Source organism: Duganella rhizosphaerae, from assembly GCF_040364205.1.
Taxonomy (GTDB): Bacteria; Pseudomonadota; Gammaproteobacteria; order Burkholderiales; family Burkholderiaceae_D; genus Rugamonas; species Rugamonas rhizosphaerae.
Genome location: NZ_BPWK01000001.1, coordinates 357,005 through 379,761 on the forward strand (window position 1 = coordinate 357,005; position 22,757 = coordinate 379,761).

Genomic DNA, 22,757 nt, shown 5'->3' on the forward strand with positions numbered 1-22,757 from the left:
GGTAGGACCCGTCCCGGGAGTTGTGCTATTTTTAGGTTTCACTGGCACAATTCCCGGGATACATATGAACAAGATCGTATTGGCGCTGACGGGCGCCTTTGTTTTATCCGCGCAGGCCGTCCTGGCCCAGAATACGCTGCCGGCATCGACGCCGGGCGTCGCGGCCACACCCCTGTATCCCGCATTGCCGAGTGAGACGCCTGATGAGTTCAAGGCGCCGATCGACGGGCTCGACTACGTCAAGCGCAGCGTGATGGTGCCTATGCGCGATGGCGTCAAGCTCAATACCGTGGTCATCGTGCCGCGCAAGGCGCGCAACGCGCCCATCCTGCTGACCCGCACGCCCTACAACGCGGCCGAGCTGACCAGCCACAACGAGAGCTCGCAGATGGAGTCCATCCTGCAGGGCTATGACAATGCGGCCGACGTCATCGCCGAGGGCGGCTATATCCGCGTGGTGCAGGATGTGCGCGGCAAGTACGGCTCCGAGGGCGACTACGTGATGAACCGGCCGCTGAGCGGCAGCGCGCTCAATCCGACGCCGGTCGACCATGCCACCGATACCTGGGACACCATCGATTGGCTGGTCAAGAATATTCCCGAGACTAACGGCAAGGTCGGCATCATCGGCATTTCCTACGACGGCTTCCTGCCGCTGATGGCGCTGGTCAATCCGCATCCGGCGCTGAAGGTGGCGGTGCCGATGAACCCGATGGTGGACGGCTGGCGCGGCGACGACTGGTTCCACAACGGCGCGTTCCGGCAGATCAACCTGTCGTACGTGCTGGAGCAGGTGGTCACGCGGCGCAACGAGGCCAAGTGGTACAGCAGCCATTTCGACGATTACGATACCTTCATCCGCGCCGGGTCGGCGGGCGAGCTGGCGCGCCAGCGCGGGCTGGAGCAGAGCGGCTTCTGGCGCAAGATTGTCGCGCATCCGGCCTACGACGCGTTCTGGAGCGCGCAGGCGATGGACAGGATCCTGGCCCGCCAGCCGGTGACGGTGCCGACCTTGCTGGTGCACAGCCTGTGGGACGCCGAGGATATCTATGGCGCCATCGCGGTGTACAAGGCGATCAAGCCGCTGGACAAGGACAACAAGGTGTTTCTGGTGCTGGGGCCGTGGAACCATGGCGGCGGCATCGGCGACGGCAGCCGGCTGGGCGCGCTGCGCTTCAACAGCGACACGGCGCTGCACTTCCGGCAGGAGATACTGCGGCCGTTCCTGGACCGCTATCTGAAGGACGATGCGCCGGCGGGCGCGCCGGTGGCCGCGCAGTCGAGCGCCATCGCGCCGGTGTCGGCGTTCGAGACCGGCACCAACAAGTGGCGTTCGCTCAATAGCTGGCCGAGCGGCTGCGTCAGCGGCTGCGCGATCGCGCCGGCCAGCTTGAAGCTGGCGGCCAATGGCCGGCTGAGCCTGACCAACGAGGCGTCGCGGCCGGCCTCGGCGCCGGCGCAGCGCAGCGCGTTCGACGAGTATGTGTCCGATCCGGCCAAGCCGGTGCCGTACCGCGCGCGGCCGATCGCGCCGTACGGCTACGACGAGGCCAAGGGCCAGACCTGGCCGCGCTGGCTGGTCGACGACCAGCGCGAGGCGTCGGGCCGCACCGATGTGCTGAGCTACACGACCGAGGTGCTGACGGCGCCGGTGAAGATCAGCGGCGAGCCGGTGGCGCACCTGCTGGCCTCGACCAGCGGCAGCGATGCGGACTGGGTGGTCAAGCTGATCGACGTCTACCCGGACCAGGTGGCGGCGCAGCCGGAGATGGGCGGCTACCAGCTGATGGTGTCGGCCGACATCTTCCGCGGCCGTTACCGCGAAAGCCTGGAGACGGCCAGGCCGATCGCGGCCAACACGGCCTTGCCCTACACCTTCGCCATGCCGACCGCGAACCACGTGTTCCTGCCGGGCCACCGCATCATGGTGCAGGTGCAGTCCAGCTGGTTCCCGCTGTATGACCGCAACCCGCAGACCTTTGTGCCGAATATCTTCTACGCCCAGCCGTCCGACTACAGGAAGGCGACCCAGCGCGTCTACCACGACAGTTATATCGAGCTGCCGCTGGTTGGCGCGGCGCGCTAGCTAGCTCCGGCGGCGGCGCCGCGCCATCAGCAGCACGGCCGGCACGCCCAGGCCCAGCATGCCGAACATGGCTGGTTCGGGCACCGGCGGGGTCGTCGACGTCAGGAAGCCGCGTATTTCTCCGCCGGGATAGAGGCTGCTGTGGATGTTGAGATAGGCTTCGCCGCTGGCCAGGCCGGCGGCGAAGGCCGATTCGGCGCCGGCCGTGGTGCCGCCGTGGCTGCTGACGAAGGCCGGGTTCCAGCTGGCCATCAGCGAGGTGTCGTAGGTGTGGGCGTAGGCGCCGCTGGTCACGCCCAGCGGGAAGCCGCCGAGGGTCGGCGTTTCCGTGGCGATGCCTGCGATGCCGGCGCCCGGCGTGGCGGTGCAGCAGTGGATGTGCGAGGCGGTGGTGGTGCCGAGCAGGCCACCGAAGGCGACGTCCACTTCAAGGACGTGGGTCGTGGCGTCGAACTTGACGAACGCCGCGCCCATGCCGGTTGAGCTGTTGGGGGGGGATTCCTTCGGGCCGGTGAGGATGGCCGAATAGTTGGCGGCACTGGCCGTCACGACGGTGAGCAGCAAGCCCGTGGCTGCCGCGCAATTGCGGATACGCTGGTTCATTTTTCTTCCCTCCTTGGTGCGTGATGCAAAGGTTAGAGGGCCGGACCCGCGCCAGAGTTCCGTCAGCGTTGCAGCCTGGCGCAGAAATTGAGCAGCATTTGCTCGCCTTCGGGCCAGGGGCCGTAGCCGGCGTCGCCGTTGATGTGGCCCGCATCGCCGATCTCGACGTAGTCGCTGCCCCAGGCCTGCGCGAACTGGCGGGCGCGTTGCGGCGTGACGTAGCGGTCGTCGCTGCTGGCGATCACCAGGCTGGGGAAGGGCAGGCGCTCCAGCAGCATGGGCTGGAAGCCGGTGGTGCAGTCGGGGTAGCTGGGGGCGTCGGTGTCGCTGGGGGCGACCAGGAAGGCGCCGGCGATTTTCAGCGGCGAGCCGGAGGCGGCCCAGCGGCCCACCAGCGAGCAGCTCAGGCTGTGCGCGGCCAGCACCGGCGGGCGTTTGCACCGGGCGATGGCGGCTTCCAGGTCGGCCACCCAATCGTCGCGGTCGGGCGTTTCCCAGTCGCGGTGCGGCACGCGGAACCAGTTCGGGTGCCTGCCTTCCCACTGCGTTTGCCAGTGGGCGGGGCCGGAGTTCCACAGGCCGGCCAGGGTCAGTACTTCGTAGTCCATGCTTGATCCTTGCTGAATAAGTTGGGGTTTATCTTACTTCAGCGCGGCGGGAATATTTTGCTGGCGACGGCAGTTTGCGCAGGCGTGGACAATCGTCTTCAATCGAAAGCGACGTCTTCAAGGCGGAAGCGGTATTTTCTGCGCTCGGGCTCAGTCCAGCCTTGGCCGGGGGCGGTGTTGCGAGGCGGGGGCGGTGACGATGGGGCAGCCTCAGGCGGCGCTGCGCACGGCGCGCTGGCAATGAGTGAGGGCGGCGCGGCCGCTGGAACGCCGGCGACTGCGGGCATGGGCGGCGGCGGTGGCGCTGTGGCTCGCGCCAGTTCGCGGCGGCGCACGCCGGCCAATTTCCAGTGCTTTTCACCGGGCATGCGAATGGAGATGTCTTGCCATGCGTTGCGCACGCTGTCGGCGTAGCCGCTGGCGAATTGGTTGGGCGAGACGGCGCGGCCTTTGTACATGATGCGGTCGCCTTCGACGATGGCGTATTCATGGTCGCCGCGGTAGGCCATGCGCAGCCAGGTGCCTTCGGGCAGAAACAGCGTTTTCCATTGGTAGCCGTGTGGAACGGCTGGCGGCGTGTCGTTTGAGCTCGCGAGCCAGAGCCGGATCGCAGCATCGACTGCTTCGGCCGGATCGATGGATGCGCCGGTCTCGCGCAGCCGCTCCATCAGCGCCAGCAGGGTGGAGGGGGAGACATTCACACTCACTGTAGCAACCATGCTGCTCTCCTTGCTGAAACCTACTGAATTCTGCTTCCATTTACTGAATTAGACAGCGGCAGCCCAAGGAAGTTCAATTCAGTAGAATTCAGTAAAAAATTCAGCAGGTTTGCTAGAAGGAGAGTGGGGGGACACCCATGGTGTGTATTCCCGCGGCAATCTCAGAGGGCGGTGCGCAGGGCGAACAGTTCGGGGAACAGCACCACGTCGAGCATCTTGCGCAGGTAGCTGACGCCGGCCGTGCCGCCGGTGCCGGTTTTGAAGCCGATGATGCGCTCGACCGTGGTGACGTGGCGGAAGCGCCAGAAGCGGAACGCGGTCTCCAGGTCGACCAGCTTCTCGGCCAGTTCGTACAGCGCCCAGTGGCGGGACGGGTCGCGGTAGACCTCCAGCCATGCGTCCTTGACGGACTCGTCGGCGGCGGTCGGCTGGGTCCAGTCGGCGTTGAGGCGTTCGGCGGAAACCGGCAGGCCGTTGCGGGCCAGCAGCTTGATCGCCTCGTCGTACACCGATGGTTGGCGCAGCGCCTTGTCCAGCACGGCAAAGGCGTCCGGCGCGGTGGTGTGGACGTTGAGCAGGGCGGCGTTCTTGTTGCCGAGGATGAATTCGATCTCGCGGTACTGGTAGGACTGGAAGCCGGACGACGCGCCCAGGTAGGGGCGGATGGCGGTGTATTCAGGCGGCGTCATCGTGGCGAGCACATCCCATGCGTGCACCAGCTGGTCCATGATGCGGGCCACGCGGGCCAGCATCTTGAAGGCGGGCGCCAGATCGTCCGATTGCAGGTGGGCGCGCACTGCGTGCATTTCGTGCAGCATCAGCTTCATCCACAGTTCGCTGGTCTGGTGCTGGACGATGAACAGCATCTCGTTGTGGTTGGGCGACAGCGGATGCTGGGCGGTGAGGATCTGGTCCAGGCCCAGATAGTCGCCGTAGCTCATCTTGTTGCTGAAGTCCATTTGCGCGCCGTGCCATTGGGTATCGGCGCCGGCGGCGGCGTGCATCGGGCAGCCGGTGGTTTCTTTGGAATCGCTCATATCGTTTATCTCGTTATTAAGTCACGCATTCAGGTCACGGCGTCGCGCTTGGCGTCGACGTTGTAGTCCTTGCGGTCCAGGATGTCGCGCAGGATGTCCACCGCGTCCCAGACATCGGCATAGCTGGTGTACAGCGGCGTGAAGCCGAAGCGCATGATGGCCGGTTCGCGATAGTCGCCGATGACGCCGCGCGCGATCAGCGCCGACATCACCGCATAGCCGTGCGGATGGGTGAAGCTGACCTGGCTGCCGCGGCGCGCATGCTCGCGCGGCGTAACCAGACCCAGCGGGTGAGCGGCGCAGCGCTGCTCGACCAGCTCGATGAACAGGTCGGTCAGGGCCAGCGACTTGGCGCGGATGGCGGTCATGGTGGTCTGGCCGAACACGTCCAGGCCGCACTCGACCATGGCCAGCGACACCACCGGCTGGGTGCCGCACAGCGCGCGGCCGATGCCGTCGGTGGGGGCGAAGTCGGGCGCCATGGCGAACGGCGCGGCGTGGCCCCACCAGCCCGACAGCGGCTGGCGGAAGCGCGCCTGGTGCTTGCGCGGCACCCAGATGAAGGCCGGCGAGCCGGGGCCGCCGTTCAGGTATTTATAAGTGCAGCCCACGGCCAGGTCGGCGCCGTCGGCGTTGAGGTCGACCGGCACCGCGCCGGCCGAATGCGCCAGATCCCAGACGACCAGCGCGCCGGCGGCGTGGGCGAGGGCGCTGGTGGCGCGCATGTCGTGCTGGTAGCCGGTGCGGTAGTTGACGTGGGTGAGCATGACGACGGCGGTGTCGGCGCCGATGGCGGCCGGCAGTTCTTCCACGCTGTCGACCAGCTTGACGGTGTAGCCGCGTTCCAGCCAGCCGCTCAGGCCCTGGGCCATATAGATATCGGTGGGGAAGTTGGAGCGTTCGGTGACGATCACGCGGCGCCCGGCCGTGGCCGGGGACGGGTCGGCGGCCTGCATGTGCAGCGCGGCGGCCAGCGCCTTGAACAGGTTGACCGAGGTGGTGTCGGTGACCACCACTTCGTCGTCGGCGCCGCCGATCAGCGGCGCCAGGCGGTTGCCGAGCCGCTTGGGCAGGTCGAACCAGCCGGCGCTGTTCCAGCTGCGGATCAAATCATGGCCCCATTCCTGGGCGATCACCTGCTGGGCGCGGGCCAGCGCGGCCTTGGGGCGGGCGCCTAAAGAGTTGCCATCCAGATAAATCACATTGGGGGGCAGGTCGAACTGGTCGCGCAGGGCGGCGAGCGGATCTTGCGCGTCGCGGCCCAGGCAGTCGTTGCGAGTTGTCATTATGTAACTTTCTTGCAAGGGTGGTGGAATGCTTTAGGCTTCAATAAGTTGCCAGTGTAACCCGAAAAACCGGGGTCTGACCCCGTACGGGGTCAGACCCCAGGCGGGCGGGGTGGCCGCAAACCCGCATGTTTGCTGGCTTTACGGCTTTTTTTAAATTATTTTCGATTTTTTCAAAAAAACCCTAAAGTTCCCGCAAACGCTGCCGTTACCAGTTTCATGATGAGCGGAAAAGCGCCATCGGGTAGCAAGTTGAAGTCGAAAATAATTCAAATTATTTTCACCGGAACCCTAAAGTTCCTGGAATTGCTGCCGTAACTGGGTTAGATGTAGCAAAAAAGAGTCGCTGAACTGCACTATTTTTCGTTTCATGACAGGACTTTTTTGAAGATCTTGGACCTTACAAAGCCTGCGCCGCAAGGGCGTGGATGAGCGATCTGCGAGTGTTTGTCAGACAAACACCGACGGGTCGTGTCCGCTATTTCCGGACGGAAAATACGGAGAACCTCCTCTACTCGTATTTTTGTTGCTCCCGCAGAATGTATCTCACTGGAAACGCAATTGTGTTCCGCAGTGCAGATAACGGACTAGGAGATGGAAATGACCGCTAACGATATGATGGCTGAAATTCGCGACGCCAACCTGAGCTACCTGATGTTGGCCCAGCAGATGATACGCGCCGACAAAGTCACCGCGATCTTCCGCCTTGGCATCGCCGCCGACATCGCCGAGCTGATCGAAGGCATGAGCAACGCGCAAATCCTGAAACTGGCAGGCGGCAACATGATGCTGGCCCGCTTCCGCTTCGACGACAGCGCCATCCTGTCGATGCTGACCAACTACAATAAAGACCGCGTGCTGGCCCAGTCGCACGCCGCCATCCTGATGGCCGGCCAGGCCGTCGAAGAAATCGCCTGATCACCCAGCCGGAGCCGGATCATGTCCAAGAAAAGCGTAGTGACGGAAGCCCAGGAAATCCAGCTGGCCATCGAACTGATCCAGCTGGGCGCGCGCCTGCAGCTGCTGGAGTCCGAAGTGTCGCTGTCGCGCGAGCGCCTGCTCAAGCTGTACAAGGAGCTGAAGGGGGTGTCGCCGCCGAAGGGCATGCTGCCGTTCTCCACCGACTGGTTCCTGACCTGGCAGCCGAACATCCACTCCTCGCTGTTCATCAATATTCATCGTTTCCTGACCGAGCACGCCGGCGCCACCGGCATCGAGGCGGTCATGAAAGCCTACAAGCTGTACCTGGAGCAAATGCCGCCGGAGGCGGGCGAGGAGCCGCTGCTGTCGCTGACGCGCGCCTGGACGCTGGTGCGCTTCTTCAGCGGCAAGATGCTGGAACTGGCGCCGTGCGGCAAGTGCCAGGGCAAGTTCGTGGTCAACTGCATGGACCTGAACGGCAGCTATGTCTGCGGCCTGTGCCACATGCCTTCGCGCGCCGGCAAGACCAAGAAGGCGCGCGACGCCGACGCCCTGGCCGCGTGAGCCGGCCCGGCCCCGACCCCTACCTGAAGCGCATCGCCCGCGCGCCCGCCGTGCGGGCGCTGCTGATCCAATGCGGCGCCGCGCCGCTGACGCTGGCCATCATTTATCTGATGGCCAGTTGCCGTTTACCGGTCGGCTATTGGAGCGTGGCCGTGGTGCAGGGCCTGCTGGCGGCCGGCCTGACCTGGAGGCTGGGCCTGGCCGTGTGGTGGCGCGCGATCCAGCTGCTGTTCCCGTCCGCCTTGCTGGCCGCGCAGGCGCTGCAGCTGCCGCCGTGGCTGTTCCTGGCCGTGTTCCTGGTGCTGCTGGGCTGGTATTGGTCGACTTTTCGTACGCAAGTGCCGTATTACCCGTCCAACCCGGCGGTGTGGGATGCGGTACGTCAAATCCTGCCGCCGCCGGCGGCCGACGGCCGGCCGCTGCGCGTGATCGACATCGGCAGCGGCCTGGGCGGGCTGGTGCTGTACCTGGCGCGCCAGCGGCCGGACGCCGAGTGCAGCGGCATCGAGCTGGCGCCGCTGCCGTGGCTGGCGAGCCGGCTGCGCGCCGCCGCCAGCGGCAGCCGCGCCCGCTTTACGCTGGGCGACTACGAACGGCTCGACTTCGGCCGCTACGACCTGGTGTTCGCCTACCTGTCGCCGGCCGCGATGGCCGGCCTGTGGCGCAAGGCGGCGGCCGAGATGCGGCCCGGCGCCATGCTGGCCAGCTACGAATTCGCTATCGACGCCCGTGCGCCCGACCGGACCATCCGCGCCACAGAGGCTGAGGATGCCCTCTACATATGGTACTTTTAAGCATCATTTCGCGTTATTCTCTTGCCCGCTCCCCCCTAGTCACGCTATTGTAGTTCTACATGTAAATTTATTGAAATCGGGCGATTGTTAGCTTGCCGCCGGCCGATTTCATACCGGGGAGTCAGGGCGCTTGTTAGTCATAATTGGATATGTAGTGGTCTGCGTCGGCGTGTTCGGTGGCTTCGCCCTGAACGGCGGGCATCTGGCCGCGCTGTTGCAGCCGCTGGAATTGCTGATGATCGGCGGCGGCGCGCTGGGCGCCTTCCTGGTCGGCAACAACGCCAAGGCGATCAAGGCCACGCTGGCCGCGGTGCCGACCCTGTTCAAGGGCTCGCGCTACACCAAGGACTTGTACATGGAGCTGATGTCGCTGCTGTTCGACGTGCTCTCCAAGGTGCGCAAGGAAGGCTTGATGTCGATCGAAGGCGACATCGACAGCCCGGAGCAGAGCCCGCTGTTCAGCAAGTACCCCAGCGTGCTGCAGGATCATCACATCGTCGAATTCATGACCGATTATCTGCGCCTGATGGTGTCGGGCAATATGGATGCGTTCCAGATCGAGAACCTGATGGACAACGAGATCGAGACCCACCACCACGAACACGCGGTGCCGGCGCACGCGCTGGCCAAGCTGGGCGACGGCATGCCGGCCTTCGGCATCGTGGCGGCGGTGATGGGCGTGGTGCATACGATGGAGTCGGTGGGCTTGCCGCCGGCCGAGCTGGGCATCCTGATCGCGCACGCGCTGGTCGGCACCTTCCTCGGCATCCTGCTGGCCTACGGCTTCGTCGGTCCGCTGGCCAGCCTGCTGGAACAAAAACTCGACGAGTCGACCAAGATGTACCAGTGCGTCAAGGTCACCTTGCTGGCCAGCCTGAACGGCTACGCGCCGGCGCTGGCGGTGGAGTTCGGCCGCAAGGTCTTGTACTCGACCGAGCGCCCCAGCTTTGCCGAGCTGGAAGACCACATCAAGAAATCGAAGGCCAAGTGAGCGCGCGCATGACAGGCGGCGCCCGCGCAACCATAAGGAATCGCCATGGCTGAAGAAGGCTTGCGGCCGATTATCGTCAAGCGCATCAAGAAGGGCGGCGGCGGCCACCATGGCGGCGCCTGGAAGATCGCGTACGCCGACTTCGTGACGGCGATGATGGCCTTCTTCCTGCTGATGTGGCTGCTCGGCTCGACCACCAAGGGCGACCTCAACGGCATCTCCGAATACTTCAAGACGCCGCTCAAGGTGGCGCTGCAGGGCGGCTCGGGCAGCGGCGACAGCTCCTCGGTGATTCCCGGCGGCGGCAAGGACCTGACCCGGCGCGACGGCCAGGTCAAGGCCAGCGACGACCCGGTGATCAAGAAAACCTTCAACCTGACCGCCGCCAAGGCCGCGCTGGAGGCCGAGGAAAACCAGCGCCTGAAGGCGCTCAAGGAAAAGATCGAGGCCAAGATCGAGGCCAACCCGCTGCTGAAGAAGTACAAGGAGCAGCTGCTGCTCGACATCACCAGCGAAGGCTTGCGGATCCAGATCGTCGACGAGCAGAACCGCCCGATGTTCGCGCTGGCCAAGGCCGAGCTGCAACCGTACACGCGCGACATCCTGCACGAGATCGGTTTCGTGCTGAACGACGTGCCCAACCGGATCGGCCTGTCCGGCCACACCGACTCGACGCCCTACCTGAGCGACGCCGGCTACAGCAACTGGGAACTGTCGGCCGACCGCGCCAACGCCTCGCGGCGCGAGCTGATCGCCGGCGGCATGGCCGACAGCAAGGTGCTGCGGGTGGTCGGGCTGGCCTCGGCCGCGCACCTGGACAAGGCCGACCCGTTCAACCCGATCAACCGCCGCATCAGCATCATCGTGATGAACAAGCGCACCGAGGAAAACGTGATGCGCGACGGCGCCCGCCAGCTGGACGTCGGCGCCGAAGCGGAGGCGGCCGCCGCGGCGGCTGCGCCGGCGCCGGCCGGCCCGCCGGTGCGCAAATAGGCGGGTGTACCAAGCAGGGAAGACCAGCGGAACAACGAGACTGTTATGACGAGAAAAAAAATCCTGGGCTCACATGTAAAACGCCTGCTGTCGGGCGTGTCTGACCACGGGCGCAAGCATTTGACCGAAGTCGAGACCGATCTGATCCAGACCGGCCTGCTGCTGGAGGAGGCGATCGAAAAGCTGTCCTTCAACTTCATGGCCATCCATCAGGCGGTCGAGGCCGAGCAAGCCACCATCCAGCTGCTGCTCGAGGGCGGCACCGCCACGCCCGAGCAGCGCAGCCAGCTCGAAGCGCTGCAGGGCCAGGTGGGCGGCTATGTCAACGCCGCCATCACCAGCCTGCAATTCCAGGACATGACCAGCCAGCTGCTCGACCGCACCCTGAAGCGGGTCACCGGCCTGCGCGAATTCCTCGGCACGCTGGGCGCGCACGGCGCCGAGATGCTGCCCGAGAGCGACAACGAGGAAATCGTCGCGCTGCTGGGCAAGGTCAGCATGGCGCTGGCGATCCAGAGCCTGGAGCTGCGCAGCGTGCTGCGCAAGGCCGTCAGCCAACAACACCTGGAGAGCGGCGACATCGAATTATTCTGAACGCCGCAACCTGCCGATTGATACAAACGGGGCCCGTGTCCCGCATTTAATGAGTGAGAGCAAAGATGGCCAAGACAATACTTGCAGTTGATGATTCCAGTTCCCTGCGCCAGATGGTGGCCTTCAGCCTGAAGGCGGCCGGCTACCTGGTGGTGGAAGCGGTGGACGGCCAGGACGGGCTGGAAAAAGCCAAGCTGCAAAGCGTCGACCTGGTGCTGACCGACCAGAACATGCCGCGCATGGACGGCTTGCAGCTGATCAAGCTGCTGCGCGAACTGCCGACCTACCAGAAGACCCCCATCCTGATGCTGACCACCGAATCGTCCGACGAGATGAAAGCCAAGGGCCGCGCCGCCGGCGCCAACGGCTGGCTGGTCAAGCCTTTCGATCCCCAGCGGCTCATCGAGGTAGTGAAGAAGGTCATCGGCTGATAAGGCGCATGCAATGAAGCTGAGCGAAACTTACGGAGTATCCCCATGACCATCGATATAAGCCAGTTCTTCCAGGTCTTTTTCGATGAGGCCGAGGAGCTGCTGGCTGAAATGGAGCGCCTGCTGCTGGCGGTCGACGTCGCGCAGCCGGACGCCGAAGACCTCAACGCGATCTTCCGCACCGCCCATTCCGTCAAGGGCGGCGCCTCCACGTTCGGCGTGACCGACATGACCGAGGTCACCCACATCCTCGAGACCCTGCTCGACCGCGTGCGCAAGGGCGAGATGGCGCTGACCTCGGAGCATGTGGACGCCTTCCTGGCGGCCAAGGACATCCTCAAGATGCAGCTCGACGGCCACCGCCACGGCAGCACGGTCGACCAGGATGCGGTCGGCGACGTGCGCATGATGCTGCAGTCGCTGGCGCAGGACGTGCCGCTGGCGGCCATGGCCGCCGTGGCGCCGTCGTTCCACGCGGCCGAGACCAGGGCGGTCGACCACAGCGGCGGACGGCGCTACCGGCTGGAACTGCCGGCCATGGTGCACCGCGAAGTGACCGCGCTGGGCGCCGAGCTGGGCCTGATGGGCCATGTGGCGATCACGCCGCTCGACCGCGACCGCAACGCCATGGTGGTCACCACCCACGAGAGCCTGGACGACATCATCGCCATCTGCTCCTTCGTGCTGAACCCGGACGACATGGTGGTGACCGAACTGCCGGCGCTGGACGCCAAGCAGGCCAAGCTGGAAAACGCCGAGCGCTCCAAGGTCGAGAAGGACTTGGGCTACGGCTTCTTCGACGAGGCCGAGCTGCACCCGGCCGCCGCCGGCGGGACGGACGGCTACGGCTTCTTCCAGCCGCTCGACGAGATCCGCGCGGCCGCCCAGGCCGGCAGCGAGGACGCGCAGGGCTATGGCTTCTTCCAGCCGGTCGAGCAGATCCGCGCCGCCGCCGGCATCGTCATCGAGGCGCCGGCCGCGCAGCAGCAGGCCGCCGAAGAGGAAAAGAAAGCCGCTAAGAAGGAAGAGAAGGGCGGCGGCGGGGCTGGCCCCGGCGCCGAATCGTCGTCGATCCGCGTGTCGATCGAAAAGGTCGACCAGCTGATCAACCTGGTGGGCGAGCTGGTCATCACGCAGGCGATGATCGAGCAGCGCGTCGACACGCTCGACCCGATGGTGCACGAGCGCTTATTGAACAGCGTCAGCCAGCTGACCCGCAACACCCGCGACCTGCAGGAAGCGGTGATGTCGATCCGCATGATGCCGATGGACTTCGTGTTCTCGCGCTTCCCGCGCATGGTGCGCGACCTCGCGGCCAAGCTGGGCAAGAAGGTCGACTTCATCACCAACGGCGCCGCGACCGAACTGGACAAGGGGCTGATCGAGCGCATCGTCGACCCGCTGACCCACCTGGTGCGCAACTCGATCGACCACGGCATCGAGATGCCTGAGGTGCGCCGCGCCGGCGGCAAGAGCGACGCCGGCCGATTGTTCCTGTCGGCCTCCCACCAGGGCGGCAACATCATCATCGAAGTGTCCGACGACGGCGGCGGCCTGAACCGGGAGCGCATCCTCGCCAAGGCCGAGCAGAACGGCCTGCCGCTGCACGAGAACATGAGCGACGCCGAGGTCTGGCAACTGATCTTCGCGCCCGGCTTCTCGACCGCCGAGCAGGTGACCGACGTCTCCGGCCGCGGCGTCGGCATGGACGTCGTCAAGAGGAATATCACGGCGATGGGCGGGGTGGTCGACATCCGCTCGGCCAAGGGCTTCGGCACCACCATCTCGATCTCGCTGCCGCTGACGCTGGCGATCCTGGACGGCATGTCGATCCGGGTCGGCGAGGAGGTCTACATCCTGCCGCTGGGCTTTGTCATCGAATCGCTGCAGCCGGCGCCGGAAGACGTCAAGGAAATCTCCGGCAAGGGCCGGGTCATCAAGGTGCGCGGCGAATACCTGCCGCTGGTGCCGCTGTACCAGATGTTCGGCATCGCCCCGCGCTTCACCGACCCCTGCCAGGGCATCGTGGTCATCATCGAGACCGACGGCCGCAAGGCCGGCCTGTTCATCGACGACCTGGTCGGCCAGCAGCAGGTGGTGGTCAAGAACCTGGAATCGAATTACCGCAAGGTGGCCGGCATCTCCGGCGCCACCATCCTGGGCGACGGCGGCGTGTCGCTGATCCTCGACGTCGCCGCCCTGATACGCTCATCCCGTCAGCTCGCTGACGAACAGATTTTTAGCTAATCCCACCAAGGAAACCATCATGGCAGACGTACTAACCAGCGGGGCCAACGAGATCGCCGGCCACGAATACCTGGCCTTCACGCTGGGGTCGGAGGAATACGGCATCGACATCCTCAAGGTGCAGGAAATCCGCGGTTACGAAACGGTGACCCGGATCGCCAACGCCCCCGCCTTCATCAAGGGCGTGATCAACCTGCGCGGCATCATCATCCCGGTGGTCGACATGCGCATCAAGTTCAATCTCGGCGAGCCGGTGTACGACCAGTTCACCGTGGTCATCATCCTCAACATCGGCGGCCGCATCGTCGGCATGGTGGTCGACTCGGTGTCGGACGTGACCACGCTCACGCCCGAGCAGGTCAAGCCGGCGCCGGAGATGGGCACCGCCTTCAGTTCCGACTACATGATTGGACTGGGCACCATTGATGAGCGTATGCTGATCCTGGTGAACATCGACAAGCTGATGTCGAGCGCCGAGATGGGCTTGATGGAACAGATCGCGGCCTAAGCAACGCCGCGGCACCGGAGCACGGCAGCGCCCAACAGAGTGCGCGCCTACAACTACACGATAACGGGGTCCGCAGGCAGTACCCGGCGGACAATAGAACAGACAGCATAGGGGAGAAAACACCATGAATTTACGCGACTTCAAAATTGGCGCACGGCTGCGCATCGGCTTCGGCAGCATTCTGCTGATCCTGGTGGCGATGGTCCTGATGACCAATTACCTGAACTACAGCAACAAGAGCAAGCTGACCAAGGGCCTGGAGCTGTCGACCGCCAAGAACCTGCAGGCCGGCGCGATGAAGAGCTCGATGCTCGAGACCGGCATCGCCATGCGCAACATCGGCCTGCAATCGGACGTCAGCCTGATGCAGAAGGAAGAGCAGAAGGTCAAGGACCAGCGCGCCCGCTACGACAAGGCGCTGGCCGACCTCAAGGCGCTCGGCCTGAACGACGCCGAGAAGAAGGCGCTGGCCGACATCGCCGCGCTGGACGCCGACGTCGACAAAGCCTTCAAGGAAGCCATCGGCCAGGTGCTGGCGTTCAACAGCGAAGGCGCGGCCAAGGTGATTTCCGGCCGCATCGATCCGCTCAACCAGCAGACCCTGACCCTGATTAACAAGCTGGTCGACATGCAGCAGGCCAACGCCAAGGACGTGATGGATGGTTCCGTCACCGCCGACCGCAGCCTGATGATGGTGTTGTTCGTGCTCGGCGCGGTCGCCGTGGCGCTGGGCATCCTGTGCGCGGCCGTCATCACCCGTTCGATCACCGTGCCGCTGTCGGGCGCGGTCGAGGTGGCGCAGAAGGTCGCGGCCGGCGAGCTGACCTCGCAGGTGTTCGTCGAAGGCAAGGACGAGACCAGCGAGCTGCTGCAGGCGCTCAAGGACATGAACGACAGCCTGGCCAAGACCGTCGGCGACGTCCGCAACGGCACCGAGCTGATCTCGACGGCCTCGCAGGAAATCGCCTCCGGCAACGCCGACCTGTCGGCGCGCACCGAGTCGCAGGCCAGCTCGCTGGAGGAGACCGCCTCGTCGATGGAGGAGCTGACCTCCACCGTCAAGCAGAACGCCGACAACGCCCGCCAGGCCAACCAGCTGGCCGTGACCGCCTCGTCGGTGGCGGAAAAGGGCGGCACCGTGGTGTCGCAGGTGGTCGAGACCATGGGCTCGATCAAGGCCAGCTCCAGCAAGATCGTCGACATCATCGGCGTCATCGACGGCATCGCCTTCCAGACCAACATCCTGGCGCTGAACGCCGCCGTCGAGGCGGCGCGCGCCGGCGAGCAGGGCCGCGGCTTCGCGGTGGTCGCCTCCGAGGTGCGCAACCTGGCGCAGCGCTCGGCCGGCGCCGCCAAGGAAATCAAGGAACTGATCGGCGACTCGGTCAACAAGGTCGACGCCGGCAGCAAGCTGGTCGACGAGGCCGGCCAGACCATGGACCTGATCGTCACGTCGATCCGCCAGGTGGCCGACATCATGGGCGAGATCACCGCCGCCACCCAGGAGCAGAGCAACGGCATCGAGGAAGTCAACCAGGCCATCACCCAGATGGACGAGATGACCCAGCAGAACGCCGCGCTGGTGGAAGAGGCGGCCGCGGCCGCCGAGAGCATGCAGGAACAGGCCGAGCTGCTGGCGCAGGCGGTCAGCATCTTCAAGCTGAACCAGGACGACACCCGCCGTCCGGCCGCCCGCGCGGCCGCCCCGGCGCCGCGTCCGGCGCCGGCGGTGAGCGCCCGTCCGGCCGCCCCTGCGCGTCCGGCGGTGGCCGCCGCCAAGCCGGCCGCGCCCAAGAAGCTGGCCAGCGCCGCGCCGTCCGCCGGCGAGGAGTGGGAAGAGTTTTAAGCAGTCCGCAGCAAGGCGGCGCCCGCGGCGCCGTCGCAGGCATTGTTAGCTTTAAATGAAGGAATACAGAACATGCCGCAAACCAAAGACACCGTCAAAGAGTTTGATTTCAACGCCAAGGACTTCGAACGCGTCCGCGGCCTGATCTACAAACGGGCCGGCATCTCGCTGGCCGACAGCAAGCAGGAGATGGTGTACAGCCGCCTGGCGCGGCGTTTGCGCGCCACCGGCATCGGCTCGTTCGGCAAGTACCTCGACGACCTCGAGGCCGGCCGCCTGGGCGAGGAATGGGAGTCGTTCACCAACGCGCTGACCACCAACCTGACCTCGTTCTTCCGCGAGGCGCACCACTTTCCGCTGCTGGCCGAACACGTCAAGCACAAGCGCGAGCCCATCACCATCTGGTGCTCGGCCAGCTCGACCGGCGAAGAGCCGTACTCGATCGCCATGACCGTGTGCGAGGCGTTCAACACGCTCACGCCCAACTGCCACATCATCGCCACCGACATCGACACCAATGTGCTGGCCACGGCCGCCAACGGCGTCTACACCATGGACCGGCTGGACAAGATGTCGCCCGAGCGCTCGCGCCGCTTTTTCCTCAAGGGCAAGGGCGACCGCGAGGGCATGGCCCGCGTGCGGCCCGAGCTGCGCAACATGATCACCTTCAAGCCGCTCAACCTGCTGGCCGACAGCTGGCCGCTGAGCGGCCAGTTCGACGTGATCTTTTGCCGCAACGTCATGATTTACTTCGACAAAGCCACCCAGCGTAAAATACTGTCCCGCTTTGTCCCGCTGATGAAACCGGACGCCTTGCTGTTCGCGGGCCATTCGGAGAATTTCCTCTACGTGTCGGAGTCGCTCAAACTACGCGGCAAGACGGTGTATGAGCTGGACGAACAACACCGTGGCGCTGCCCTCAAAGCAACGCAACGCACATGAGAGTAAAACATGGACCTCGAACAATTTGCCACGAACGTATATTTCGATAGAACGTTCGACTGCGAAGCCGCCAAGATCCTGCCGGGCGAGTATTACTTCACCAACAAGGACATGTTGATCGTCACCGTGCTCGGGTCGTGCGTGTCGGCCTGCATCCGCGACCGCGTCACCGGCCTGGGCGGCATGAACCACTTCATGCTGCCCGACGGCGGCAGCGACACCAACAGCCCGGTGTCGGCCTCGGCCCGCTACGGCACCTACGCGATGGAAATCCTGATCAACGATTTGCTCAAGGCCGGCGCCAAGCGCGAGAACATGGAGGCCAAGGTGTTCGGCGGCGGCGCGGTGCTCAAGGGTTTCACCGCCATCAACGTCGGCGAACGCAACGCCGCCTTCGTGCTGAACTTCCTCAAGGTCGAGAAAATCCGCGTGGTGGCCGAAGACTTGAACGACATCCACCCGCGCAAGGTGTATTTCTTCCCGCGCAGCGGCAAGGTGCTGGTCAAGAAGCTGATGCAGACCCACAACGACACGCTGGCCAAGCGCGAGATCGAGTACGCCAGCCGCCTGAAGAAGGCGCCGGTGGGCGGCGAGATCGACCTGTTTTAATCCGTTTTGAGAGTGTAGTCAGGGCCTTTTGCCCGGAAAGTAGCGTTTTATGAAGATCAAAGTCCTGATCGTCGACGACTCCGCGCTGATCCGCAGCGTGATGAGCGAGATCATCAACAGCCAGCCCGACATGGAAGTGGTGGGCGTGGCCCCCGATCCGCTGGTCGCGCGCGAGCTGATCAAGCAAACCAACCCCGACGTGCTGACCCTGGACGTCGAGATGCCGAAGATGGACGGCCTGGATTTCCTGGAAAAGCTGATGCGGCTGCGGCCGATGCCGGTGGTGATGGTGTCCTCGCTGACCGAGCGCGGCTCGGAGATCACCATGCGCGCGCTGGAACTGGGCGCGGTCGACTTCGTCACCAAGCCGAAGATCTCGATCCAGGCCGGCATGCGCGAGTACACCGAGCTGATCACCGACAAGATCCGCGCCGCCTCCAAGGCGCGCGTGCGGGCCCGCACCCTGCCGCAGCCGGGCGCCGACGGCCAGGCTGGGCAAACCCAGCTGCCGCAGCTGCGCAATCCGCTGACCTCGTCGGAAAAACTGATCATCATCGGCGCCTCCACCGGCGGCACCGAGGCGATCCGCGAATTCCTGATGCAGATGCCGTCCGACTGCCCCGGCATCCTGATCACCCAGCACATGCCGGAAGGCTTTACCCGCTCGTTCGCCAAGCGCCTCGATTCGCTGTGCAAGATCTCGGTGCAGGAAGCGGCCGGCAACGAGCGGGTGCTGCCCGGCCACGCCTACATCGCGCCCGGCCACTCGCACCTGTACCTGACCCGCAGCGGCGCCAACTACATGACCAAGATCGACCAGGCCGAGCCGGTCAACCGCCACCGGCCCTCGGTCGACGTGCTGTTCCGTTCGGCCGCCCAGTGCGCCGGCAAGAACGCGGTCGGCGTGATCCTGACCGGCATGGGCAAGGACGGCGCGGCCGGCATGCTGGAGATGAAGGGGGCGGGAGCGTATAATTTCGCCCAGGACGAGGCCAGTTGCGTGGTGTTCGGCATGCCGCGCGAGGCGATCGCCATCGGCGCCGCCCACGAAGTGGGGGCCTTGCAAGCCTTGCCCGGCATGGTGCTGGGCTACCTGGCGGCCCACGGCATGCGCGCATTGAGGGTTTAAAAAGGTTTAAATCGCCAAGTGTGACGTTTTACTGCTACTTTGTTCGCCTTAAAGCAACGAAAATGCTATCCTACAACTTGCTGGCACGTAGAACTTATTAACAACCACCGCGTAGAGAAACAACGGAGTAATTCATGGCTGATCCAAAGATGAAATTTTTAGTCGTTGACGATTTTTCGACGATGCGCCGCATTGTCCGGAATCTGTTAAAAGAACTGGGTTATGCCAATGTCGACGAGGCGGAAGACGGCGTGATGGCGCTGGCCAAGCTGCGCGCCGAATCGTTCGACTTCGTCGTGTCCGACTGGAACATGCCGAATATGGACGGTCTGACGATGTTGCAGAACATTCGTGCCGATCCCGCGCTGGCCAAGCTGCCGGTGCTGATGGTGACCGCCGAAGCCAAGAAGGAAAACATCATCGCGGCGGCCCAGGCCGGCGCCAACGGCTACGTGGTCAAGCCGTTCACCGCTGCCACGCTGGATGAAAAGCTGAACAAGATCTTCGAGAAGCTCGGAGCTTGATGATGGTTGAGCAACAAAGCGGCGCCATCGCGGCTGCGGTGGAGCCGAATGAAGAGTTTTTGTCGCGCATCGGTCACATGACGCGCGCCTTGCATGAAAGCCTGCGCGGCCTGGGCCTGGATAAATTGATCGAGAAGGCGGCGTCGGACATCCCGGACGCCCGCGATCGGCTCGACTACGTGGCGCGCCTGAGCGAAGACGCGGCGCAGAAAGTGTTGAACGCCACCGACGCCGCCAGTCCCTTGCAGGACCAGATCGCCGGCGACGCCAAGCAATTGAGCGCTTCGTGGAACGGCCTGCTGGCGGCCGGCGCCTCGGACGAACAGTGGCGCGCGCTGGCGCAGCAGACCGTCGCCGCGCTGGACGGCGCATCGGCCGGGACCTCGCAGACCAAGGCGCATCTGATGGACATCATGATGGCGCAGGACTTCCAGGACCTGACCGGACAGGTGATCAAGAAGGTCACCTCGATCGCGCAAAACCTCGAAAAGCAGCTGGTGCAGATGCTGATCGACTTTGCGCCCGAACAGATGAAGAAGGAAATCGACAACGGCTTGCTGAACGGACCGCAAATCGATCCGACCCGCGAGAACGTGGTGGCTGACCAGGAGCAGGTGGACGACTTGCTGGATAGTCTGGGCTTCTGATCTGTACCGGCCCGTTCGCCGCGGGCCTACTCCGATACGAGCATCATGCATCAAACCAATTTCCTCGTCCGTGAGCCGCTGCTCGATCCCAAGCAGCGTGTGGTTGGGTATGAACTCTGCTGGCAGCGGCAGGGCGCGGCCCCGTCCACGCCGGCCGAGCTGGAAGCGCTGGTGGCCTTCGTCGCCGGCCAGATGGTCGACGGCGACGACAACTGGCTGCTGCGCGACAAAACCCTGTTCCTCGAAGCGGTGCCGGCCATGCTGTCGACCGACGCGCTGCACCAGCTGCCGCCGGAACGCACCGTCCTGTCGATCAAAACCTCCGAACTGGCCCAGCCCGACACCTTGAGCGCCGTGCAAGCCTTGCGCGCCGGCGGCGTCGGCATCCTGCTGCGCGAGGCCGACCTGGCGCGCATCGGCGCCCGCCTGCCGACCATCGCCTCGTATGTGGAAGTGCGCTTTTCCGGCGCCGACGTCGGCAGCCAGGCGCGCGCCTACGCGGCGCTGAAGCAGTCGACGGTGGCCATGGTGGCGCGCCCGGTCAGCAACTGGGCCGACTTCGACGCTTGCGCCGCGCTCGGCCTGAACGCCTTCGTCGGCAAGCTGCACCTGACGCCGCGCCCCAGCAGCGACAGCAAGGGCATGAACCCGGCCCAGACCATCATCATGCAGCTGATGCAGATGGTGCGCCAGAACGCCGACCTGCCGCAGCTGGAGGCGGTGCTCAAGCGCGACGCCACGCTGTCCTACAAGCTGCTGCGCTTCATCAACTCGGCCGGCTTCGGCGCCGGGCGCGAGATCCAGTCGCTCAAGCAGGCGCTGACCCTGCTGGGCTACACGCCGCTGTACCGCTGGCTGACCCTGCTGCTGGCCACGGCCAGCACCTCGGGCTATTCGCCGGTGCTGCTGGAGACGGCGGTGGTGCGCGGCCGCCTGGCCGAGCTGCTGGCGCTGGCGGCGCTGGGCAAGGGCGAGGCGGAAAACGTCTTCGTGGCAGGCATGTTCTCGCTGCTGGACCGGCTGCTGGGCATCGCCATGCAGGAGGTGCTGGCCAACATCCAGCTGTCCGACGACGTGGTCGCCGCGCTGCTGACGCGCAGCGGCAAGTACGGGCCGTATCTGGCGCTGGCCGAGGCCTGCGAACTCAATTCCGACCTGGTGGCCTCGCTGGCCGCGTCGCTCAAGCTAAGCCCGGAAGACGTCAACAAAGCCCACCTGTCGGCGTTGGCCTGGGCGCAAAACGTCGCCGCCTGACCGGCCTCAAGCGGCGCCCGTGCGGGCGTTGACAGGGCGGGACGGCGGGCGGATTATCGGCTTATGAACTCCAATTCCGACAAAGACTATATCGACGCCAAGGTGGAGAGTTACGACGCCAGGCTGGCTGCTGCCGATAGCAAGGTGGACACCAAGTTCGGCGCGGTCGACACCAAGTTCGGCGCTGTCGACGCCCGCTTCGGCGCTGTCGATGCCCGCTTCGACGCTGTCAACGCCCGCTTCGACGCCACCGACGCCAAGCTTGAAGCCATCATAGCGATGATGGTGGAGATGCGCGCTGCGCTGGAAGCCAGGATCGAAAGCGCCTTTGAACGGGCTACTTCGCAGATGGTCAAATGGATGGTGGGTGTGCTGGCTGCGGGGATCACCATCGTTGTCACCGTGATGAGCTTCGTGCTGAACAACGCGATTCCCAAGGCGCAGCCTGCCGCGCCGGTTGTGGCGCCGGCTGCCGCCGTGCCAGCCGTCATTATCCAGGTCACGCCGCAGGGCGTCAGCGTATTGCCGGTGGCGCCTGCGGCCCCGCCGCCTAAACCTTAAATCTCCAGATTGTCGATCAAGCGGGTCGAGCCCAGCTTGGCGGCCGCCAGCACCACCAGCGGCGTGCCTTGCGCCAGGTCGCCGGCGCTCGGCGGTTGCAGGTCGATGCGGCGGCGGATCGAGATGTAGTCCGGCTGCCAGCCGCGCTGGGCCAGGTCGTCCATCGCCTTGTGCTCCAGCTGGAACACGTCCAGGTGGCCGGCGCGCACTTCGGCCGCGACCGAGTTCAGGCTCTGGTACAGGGCCGGCGCCTCGGCGCGCTCGGCCGGCGACAGATACATATTGCGCGACGACAGCGCCAGGCCGTCGTCGGCGCGGTAGGTCTCGGCGGCGATGATCTCGGTCGGCAGCGCGAACTGGCGGCTCATGTTACGCACGATCATCAGCTGCTGGTAATCCTTCTTGCCGAACACCGCCACGCGCGGCTGCACGCAGGAGAACAGCTTGAGCACCACGGTGGTGACGCCGGTGAAGAAGCCGGGACGGAACTCGCCCTCCAGCGTGTTGCCCAGGTCGTCGGGCGGACGCACGCGGAATTCCTGCGGCTCCGGATACAGGTCTTTCTCGGTCGGCGCGAACAGCACGTACACGCCTTCCTTCTCCAGCTTCTCGACGTCGGCCTGGAAGGTGCGCGGGTATTTGTCGAAGTCTTCGTTCGGGCCGAACTGCAGGCGGTTGACGAAGATCGACGCCACCACCGGGTCGCCGTGCTTGCGCGCCAGGCGCATCAGCGACAGGTGGCCCTCGTGCAAATTGCCCATGGTCGGGACGAAAGCGGTGCGCAGTTGGCCGCTGAGTTGGTCGCGCAGTTCTTCTATGGAGGTGACGATTTTCATGACGTGCTCGCTGTGGGCGTAATGGGA

General features: G+C 64.9%; 24 protein-coding genes. 18 read left to right on the forward strand and 6 right to left on the reverse strand.

The window, feature by feature from the left end; all coding sequences use genetic code 11:
* The first annotated feature begins 64 nt into the window (after positions 1-64).
* Entirely contained in the window at positions 65-2,086 is a 2,022-nt protein-coding gene (locus RUGAMON1_RS01585) for a CocE/NonD family hydrolase (protein WP_445228851.1), read from the forward strand.
* Here RUGAMON1_RS01585 and RUGAMON1_RS01590 read toward each other — a convergent pair whose 3' ends face one another.
* The 5 genes from RUGAMON1_RS01590 to kynU all read right to left on the reverse strand — a co-directional run bounded on the left by RUGAMON1_RS01590 (position 2,087) and on the right by kynU (position 6,339).
* Positions 2,087-2,689, reverse strand: coding sequence for a CHRD domain-containing protein (locus RUGAMON1_RS01590; RefSeq protein WP_445228852.1), 603 nt, complete (start codon positions 2,687-2,689; stop codon positions 2,087-2,089).
* 62 nt (positions 2,690-2,751) lie between these two features.
* On the reverse strand, positions 2,752-3,297 hold the full coding sequence (locus tag RUGAMON1_RS01595; RefSeq protein ID WP_445228853.1) for an RBBP9/YdeN family alpha/beta hydrolase: 546 nt from the start codon (positions 3,295-3,297) through the stop codon (positions 2,752-2,754).
* A 98-nt stretch (positions 3,298-3,395) separates the two neighbouring features.
* Positions 3,396-4,016, reverse strand: coding sequence for a hypothetical protein (locus tag RUGAMON1_RS01600; protein WP_445228854.1), 621 nt, complete (start codon positions 4,014-4,016; stop codon positions 3,396-3,398).
* A 161-nt stretch (positions 4,017-4,177) separates the two neighbouring features.
* Positions 4,178-5,053, reverse strand: a complete 876-nt coding sequence (gene kynA, locus RUGAMON1_RS01605) for a tryptophan 2,3-dioxygenase (RefSeq protein WP_445228855.1) — start codon at positions 5,051-5,053, stop codon at positions 4,178-4,180.
* A gap of 29 nt (positions 5,054-5,082) precedes the next feature.
* Positions 5,083-6,339, reverse strand: a complete 1,257-nt coding sequence (gene kynU / locus RUGAMON1_RS01610) for a kynureninase (protein WP_445228856.1) — start codon at positions 6,337-6,339, stop codon at positions 5,083-5,085.
* A gap of 600 nt (positions 6,340-6,939) precedes the next feature.
* On the opposite strand from kynU, the gene flhD reads away from it, so the two are divergent.
* From flhD to RUGAMON1_RS01695, 17 genes are all read left to right on the forward strand, one after another.
* Positions 6,940-7,257 (forward strand): flagellar transcriptional regulator FlhD, encoded by a 318-nt coding sequence (gene flhD, locus RUGAMON1_RS01615; protein WP_020702278.1) that lies wholly within the window; start codon positions 6,940-6,942, stop codon positions 7,255-7,257.
* A gap of 21 nt (positions 7,258-7,278) precedes the next feature.
* A complete protein-coding gene (gene flhC / locus RUGAMON1_RS01620) occupies positions 7,279-7,824 on the forward strand; it encodes a flagellar transcriptional regulator FlhC (protein WP_332854820.1) in 546 nt (181 codons plus the stop codon).
* The gene (locus tag RUGAMON1_RS01625; RefSeq protein ID WP_445228857.1) at positions 7,821-8,618 is read left to right on the forward strand and encodes a class I SAM-dependent methyltransferase; all 798 of its coding nucleotides are present in this window, start codon (positions 7,821-7,823) and stop codon (positions 8,616-8,618) included. Before flhC ends, RUGAMON1_RS01625 begins: the two co-directional genes overlap by 4 nt.
* A 130-nt stretch (positions 8,619-8,748) precedes the next feature.
* Entirely contained in the window at positions 8,749-9,609 is an 861-nt protein-coding gene (gene motA, locus RUGAMON1_RS01630) for a flagellar motor stator protein MotA (protein ID WP_445228858.1), read from the forward strand.
* Between the two features lie 45 nt (positions 9,610-9,654).
* Positions 9,655-10,602, forward strand: a complete 948-nt coding sequence (gene motB, locus RUGAMON1_RS01635) for a flagellar motor protein MotB (RefSeq protein ID WP_445228859.1) — start codon at positions 9,655-9,657, stop codon at positions 10,600-10,602.
* 45 nt (positions 10,603-10,647) lie between these two features.
* Positions 10,648-11,196: a chemotaxis protein gene (locus tag RUGAMON1_RS01640; RefSeq protein WP_116988165.1), complete on the forward strand. Its 549-nt coding sequence runs from the start codon at positions 10,648-10,650 to the stop codon at positions 11,194-11,196.
* Positions 11,197-11,261: 65 nt separating this feature from the next.
* Positions 11,262-11,627 (forward strand): response regulator, encoded by a 366-nt coding sequence (locus RUGAMON1_RS01645; RefSeq protein WP_026334355.1) that lies wholly within the window; start codon positions 11,262-11,264, stop codon positions 11,625-11,627.
* 45 nt (positions 11,628-11,672) lie between these two features.
* Complete coding sequence (gene cheA, locus RUGAMON1_RS01650; protein ID WP_445228860.1) at positions 11,673-13,874, forward strand: chemotaxis protein CheA; 2,202 nt, start codon at positions 11,673-11,675, stop codon at positions 13,872-13,874.
* Positions 13,875-13,893: 19 nt separating this feature from the next.
* On the forward strand, positions 13,894-14,382 hold the full coding sequence (locus tag RUGAMON1_RS01655) for a chemotaxis protein CheW (protein WP_445228861.1): 489 nt from the start codon (positions 13,894-13,896) through the stop codon (positions 14,380-14,382).
* Positions 14,383-14,506: 124 nt separating this feature from the next.
* Positions 14,507-16,228: a methyl-accepting chemotaxis protein gene (locus RUGAMON1_RS01660; protein WP_445228862.1), complete on the forward strand. Its 1,722-nt coding sequence runs from the start codon at positions 14,507-14,509 to the stop codon at positions 16,226-16,228.
* Between the two features lie 72 nt (positions 16,229-16,300).
* Complete coding sequence (locus tag RUGAMON1_RS01665; RefSeq protein ID WP_445228863.1) at positions 16,301-17,170, forward strand: CheR family methyltransferase; 870 nt, start codon at positions 16,301-16,303, stop codon at positions 17,168-17,170.
* A gap of 9 nt (positions 17,171-17,179) precedes the next feature.
* Positions 17,180-17,779 (forward strand): chemoreceptor glutamine deamidase CheD, encoded by a 600-nt coding sequence (gene cheD, locus RUGAMON1_RS01670; RefSeq protein ID WP_020702289.1) that lies wholly within the window; start codon positions 17,180-17,182, stop codon positions 17,777-17,779.
* Between the two features lie 49 nt (positions 17,780-17,828).
* Entirely contained in the window at positions 17,829-18,908 is a 1,080-nt protein-coding gene (locus RUGAMON1_RS01675) for a protein-glutamate methylesterase/protein-glutamine glutaminase (RefSeq protein WP_445228864.1), read from the forward strand.
* A 134-nt stretch (positions 18,909-19,042) separates the two neighbouring features.
* A complete protein-coding gene (gene cheY / locus RUGAMON1_RS01680) occupies positions 19,043-19,432 on the forward strand; it encodes a chemotaxis response regulator CheY (protein WP_008450066.1) in 390 nt (129 codons plus the stop codon).
* Entirely contained in the window at positions 19,432-20,079 is a 648-nt protein-coding gene (gene cheZ, locus RUGAMON1_RS01685; protein WP_445228865.1) for a protein phosphatase CheZ, read from the forward strand. Before cheY ends, cheZ begins: the two co-directional genes overlap by 1 nt.
* 45 nt (positions 20,080-20,124) lie before the next feature.
* Positions 20,125-21,333 (forward strand): EAL and HDOD domain-containing protein, encoded by a 1,209-nt coding sequence (locus RUGAMON1_RS01690; protein ID WP_445228866.1) that lies wholly within the window; start codon positions 20,125-20,127, stop codon positions 21,331-21,333.
* Positions 21,334-21,396: 63 nt separating this feature from the next.
* The gene (locus RUGAMON1_RS01695; RefSeq protein WP_445228867.1) at positions 21,397-21,894 is read left to right on the forward strand and encodes a hypothetical protein; all 498 of its coding nucleotides are present in this window, start codon (positions 21,397-21,399) and stop codon (positions 21,892-21,894) included.
* Here the strand turns inward: RUGAMON1_RS01695 and panC are convergent.
* A complete protein-coding gene (gene panC / locus RUGAMON1_RS01700; RefSeq protein WP_116988173.1) occupies positions 21,891-22,730 on the reverse strand; it encodes a pantoate--beta-alanine ligase in 840 nt (279 codons plus the stop codon). The genes RUGAMON1_RS01695 and panC overlap by 4 nt on opposite strands.
* Positions 22,731-22,757: the final 27 nt, after the last annotated feature.

Coding starts and splice junctions, on each gene's coding strand:
- RUGAMON1_RS01585 (WP_445228851.1), top strand. CDS start 65: ATGAACAAGATCGTATTGGCGCTGACGGGCGCCTTTGTTTTATCCGCG.
- RUGAMON1_RS01590 (WP_445228852.1), bottom strand. CDS start 2,689: ATGAACCAGCGTATCCGCAATTGCGCGGCAGCCACGGGCTTGCTGCTC.
- RUGAMON1_RS01595 (WP_445228853.1), bottom strand. CDS start 3,297: ATGGACTACGAAGTACTGACCCTGGCCGGCCTGTGGAACTCCGGCCCC.
- RUGAMON1_RS01600 (WP_445228854.1), bottom strand. CDS start 4,016: ATGGTTGCTACAGTGAGTGTGAATGTCTCCCCCTCCACCCTGCTGGCG.
- kynA (WP_445228855.1), bottom strand. CDS start 5,053: ATGAGCGATTCCAAAGAAACCACCGGCTGCCCGATGCACGCCGCCGCC.
- kynU (WP_445228856.1), bottom strand. CDS start 6,339: ATGACAACTCGCAACGACTGCCTGGGCCGCGACGCGCAAGATCCGCTC.
- flhD (WP_020702278.1), top strand. CDS start 6,940: ATGACCGCTAACGATATGATGGCTGAAATTCGCGACGCCAACCTGAGC.
- flhC (WP_332854820.1), top strand. CDS start 7,279: ATGTCCAAGAAAAGCGTAGTGACGGAAGCCCAGGAAATCCAGCTGGCC.
- motB (WP_445228859.1), top strand. CDS start 9,655: ATGGCTGAAGAAGGCTTGCGGCCGATTATCGTCAAGCGCATCAAGAAG.
- RUGAMON1_RS01640 (WP_116988165.1), top strand. CDS start 10,648: ATGACGAGAAAAAAAATCCTGGGCTCACATGTAAAACGCCTGCTGTCG.
- RUGAMON1_RS01645 (WP_026334355.1), top strand. CDS start 11,262: ATGGCCAAGACAATACTTGCAGTTGATGATTCCAGTTCCCTGCGCCAG.
- cheA (WP_445228860.1), top strand. CDS start 11,673: ATGACCATCGATATAAGCCAGTTCTTCCAGGTCTTTTTCGATGAGGCC.
- RUGAMON1_RS01655 (WP_445228861.1), top strand. CDS start 13,894: ATGGCAGACGTACTAACCAGCGGGGCCAACGAGATCGCCGGCCACGAA.
- RUGAMON1_RS01660 (WP_445228862.1), top strand. CDS start 14,507: ATGAATTTACGCGACTTCAAAATTGGCGCACGGCTGCGCATCGGCTTC.
- RUGAMON1_RS01665 (WP_445228863.1), top strand. CDS start 16,301: ATGCCGCAAACCAAAGACACCGTCAAAGAGTTTGATTTCAACGCCAAG.
- cheD (WP_020702289.1), top strand. CDS start 17,180: ATGGACCTCGAACAATTTGCCACGAACGTATATTTCGATAGAACGTTC.
- RUGAMON1_RS01675 (WP_445228864.1), top strand. CDS start 17,829: ATGAAGATCAAAGTCCTGATCGTCGACGACTCCGCGCTGATCCGCAGC.
- cheY (WP_008450066.1), top strand. CDS start 19,043: ATGGCTGATCCAAAGATGAAATTTTTAGTCGTTGACGATTTTTCGACG.
- cheZ (WP_445228865.1), top strand. CDS start 19,432: ATGATGGTTGAGCAACAAAGCGGCGCCATCGCGGCTGCGGTGGAGCCG.
- RUGAMON1_RS01690 (WP_445228866.1), top strand. CDS start 20,125: ATGCATCAAACCAATTTCCTCGTCCGTGAGCCGCTGCTCGATCCCAAG.
- RUGAMON1_RS01695 (WP_445228867.1), top strand. CDS start 21,397: ATGAACTCCAATTCCGACAAAGACTATATCGACGCCAAGGTGGAGAGT.
- panC (WP_116988173.1), bottom strand. CDS start 22,730: ATGAAAATCGTCACCTCCATAGAAGAACTGCGCGACCAACTCAGCGGC.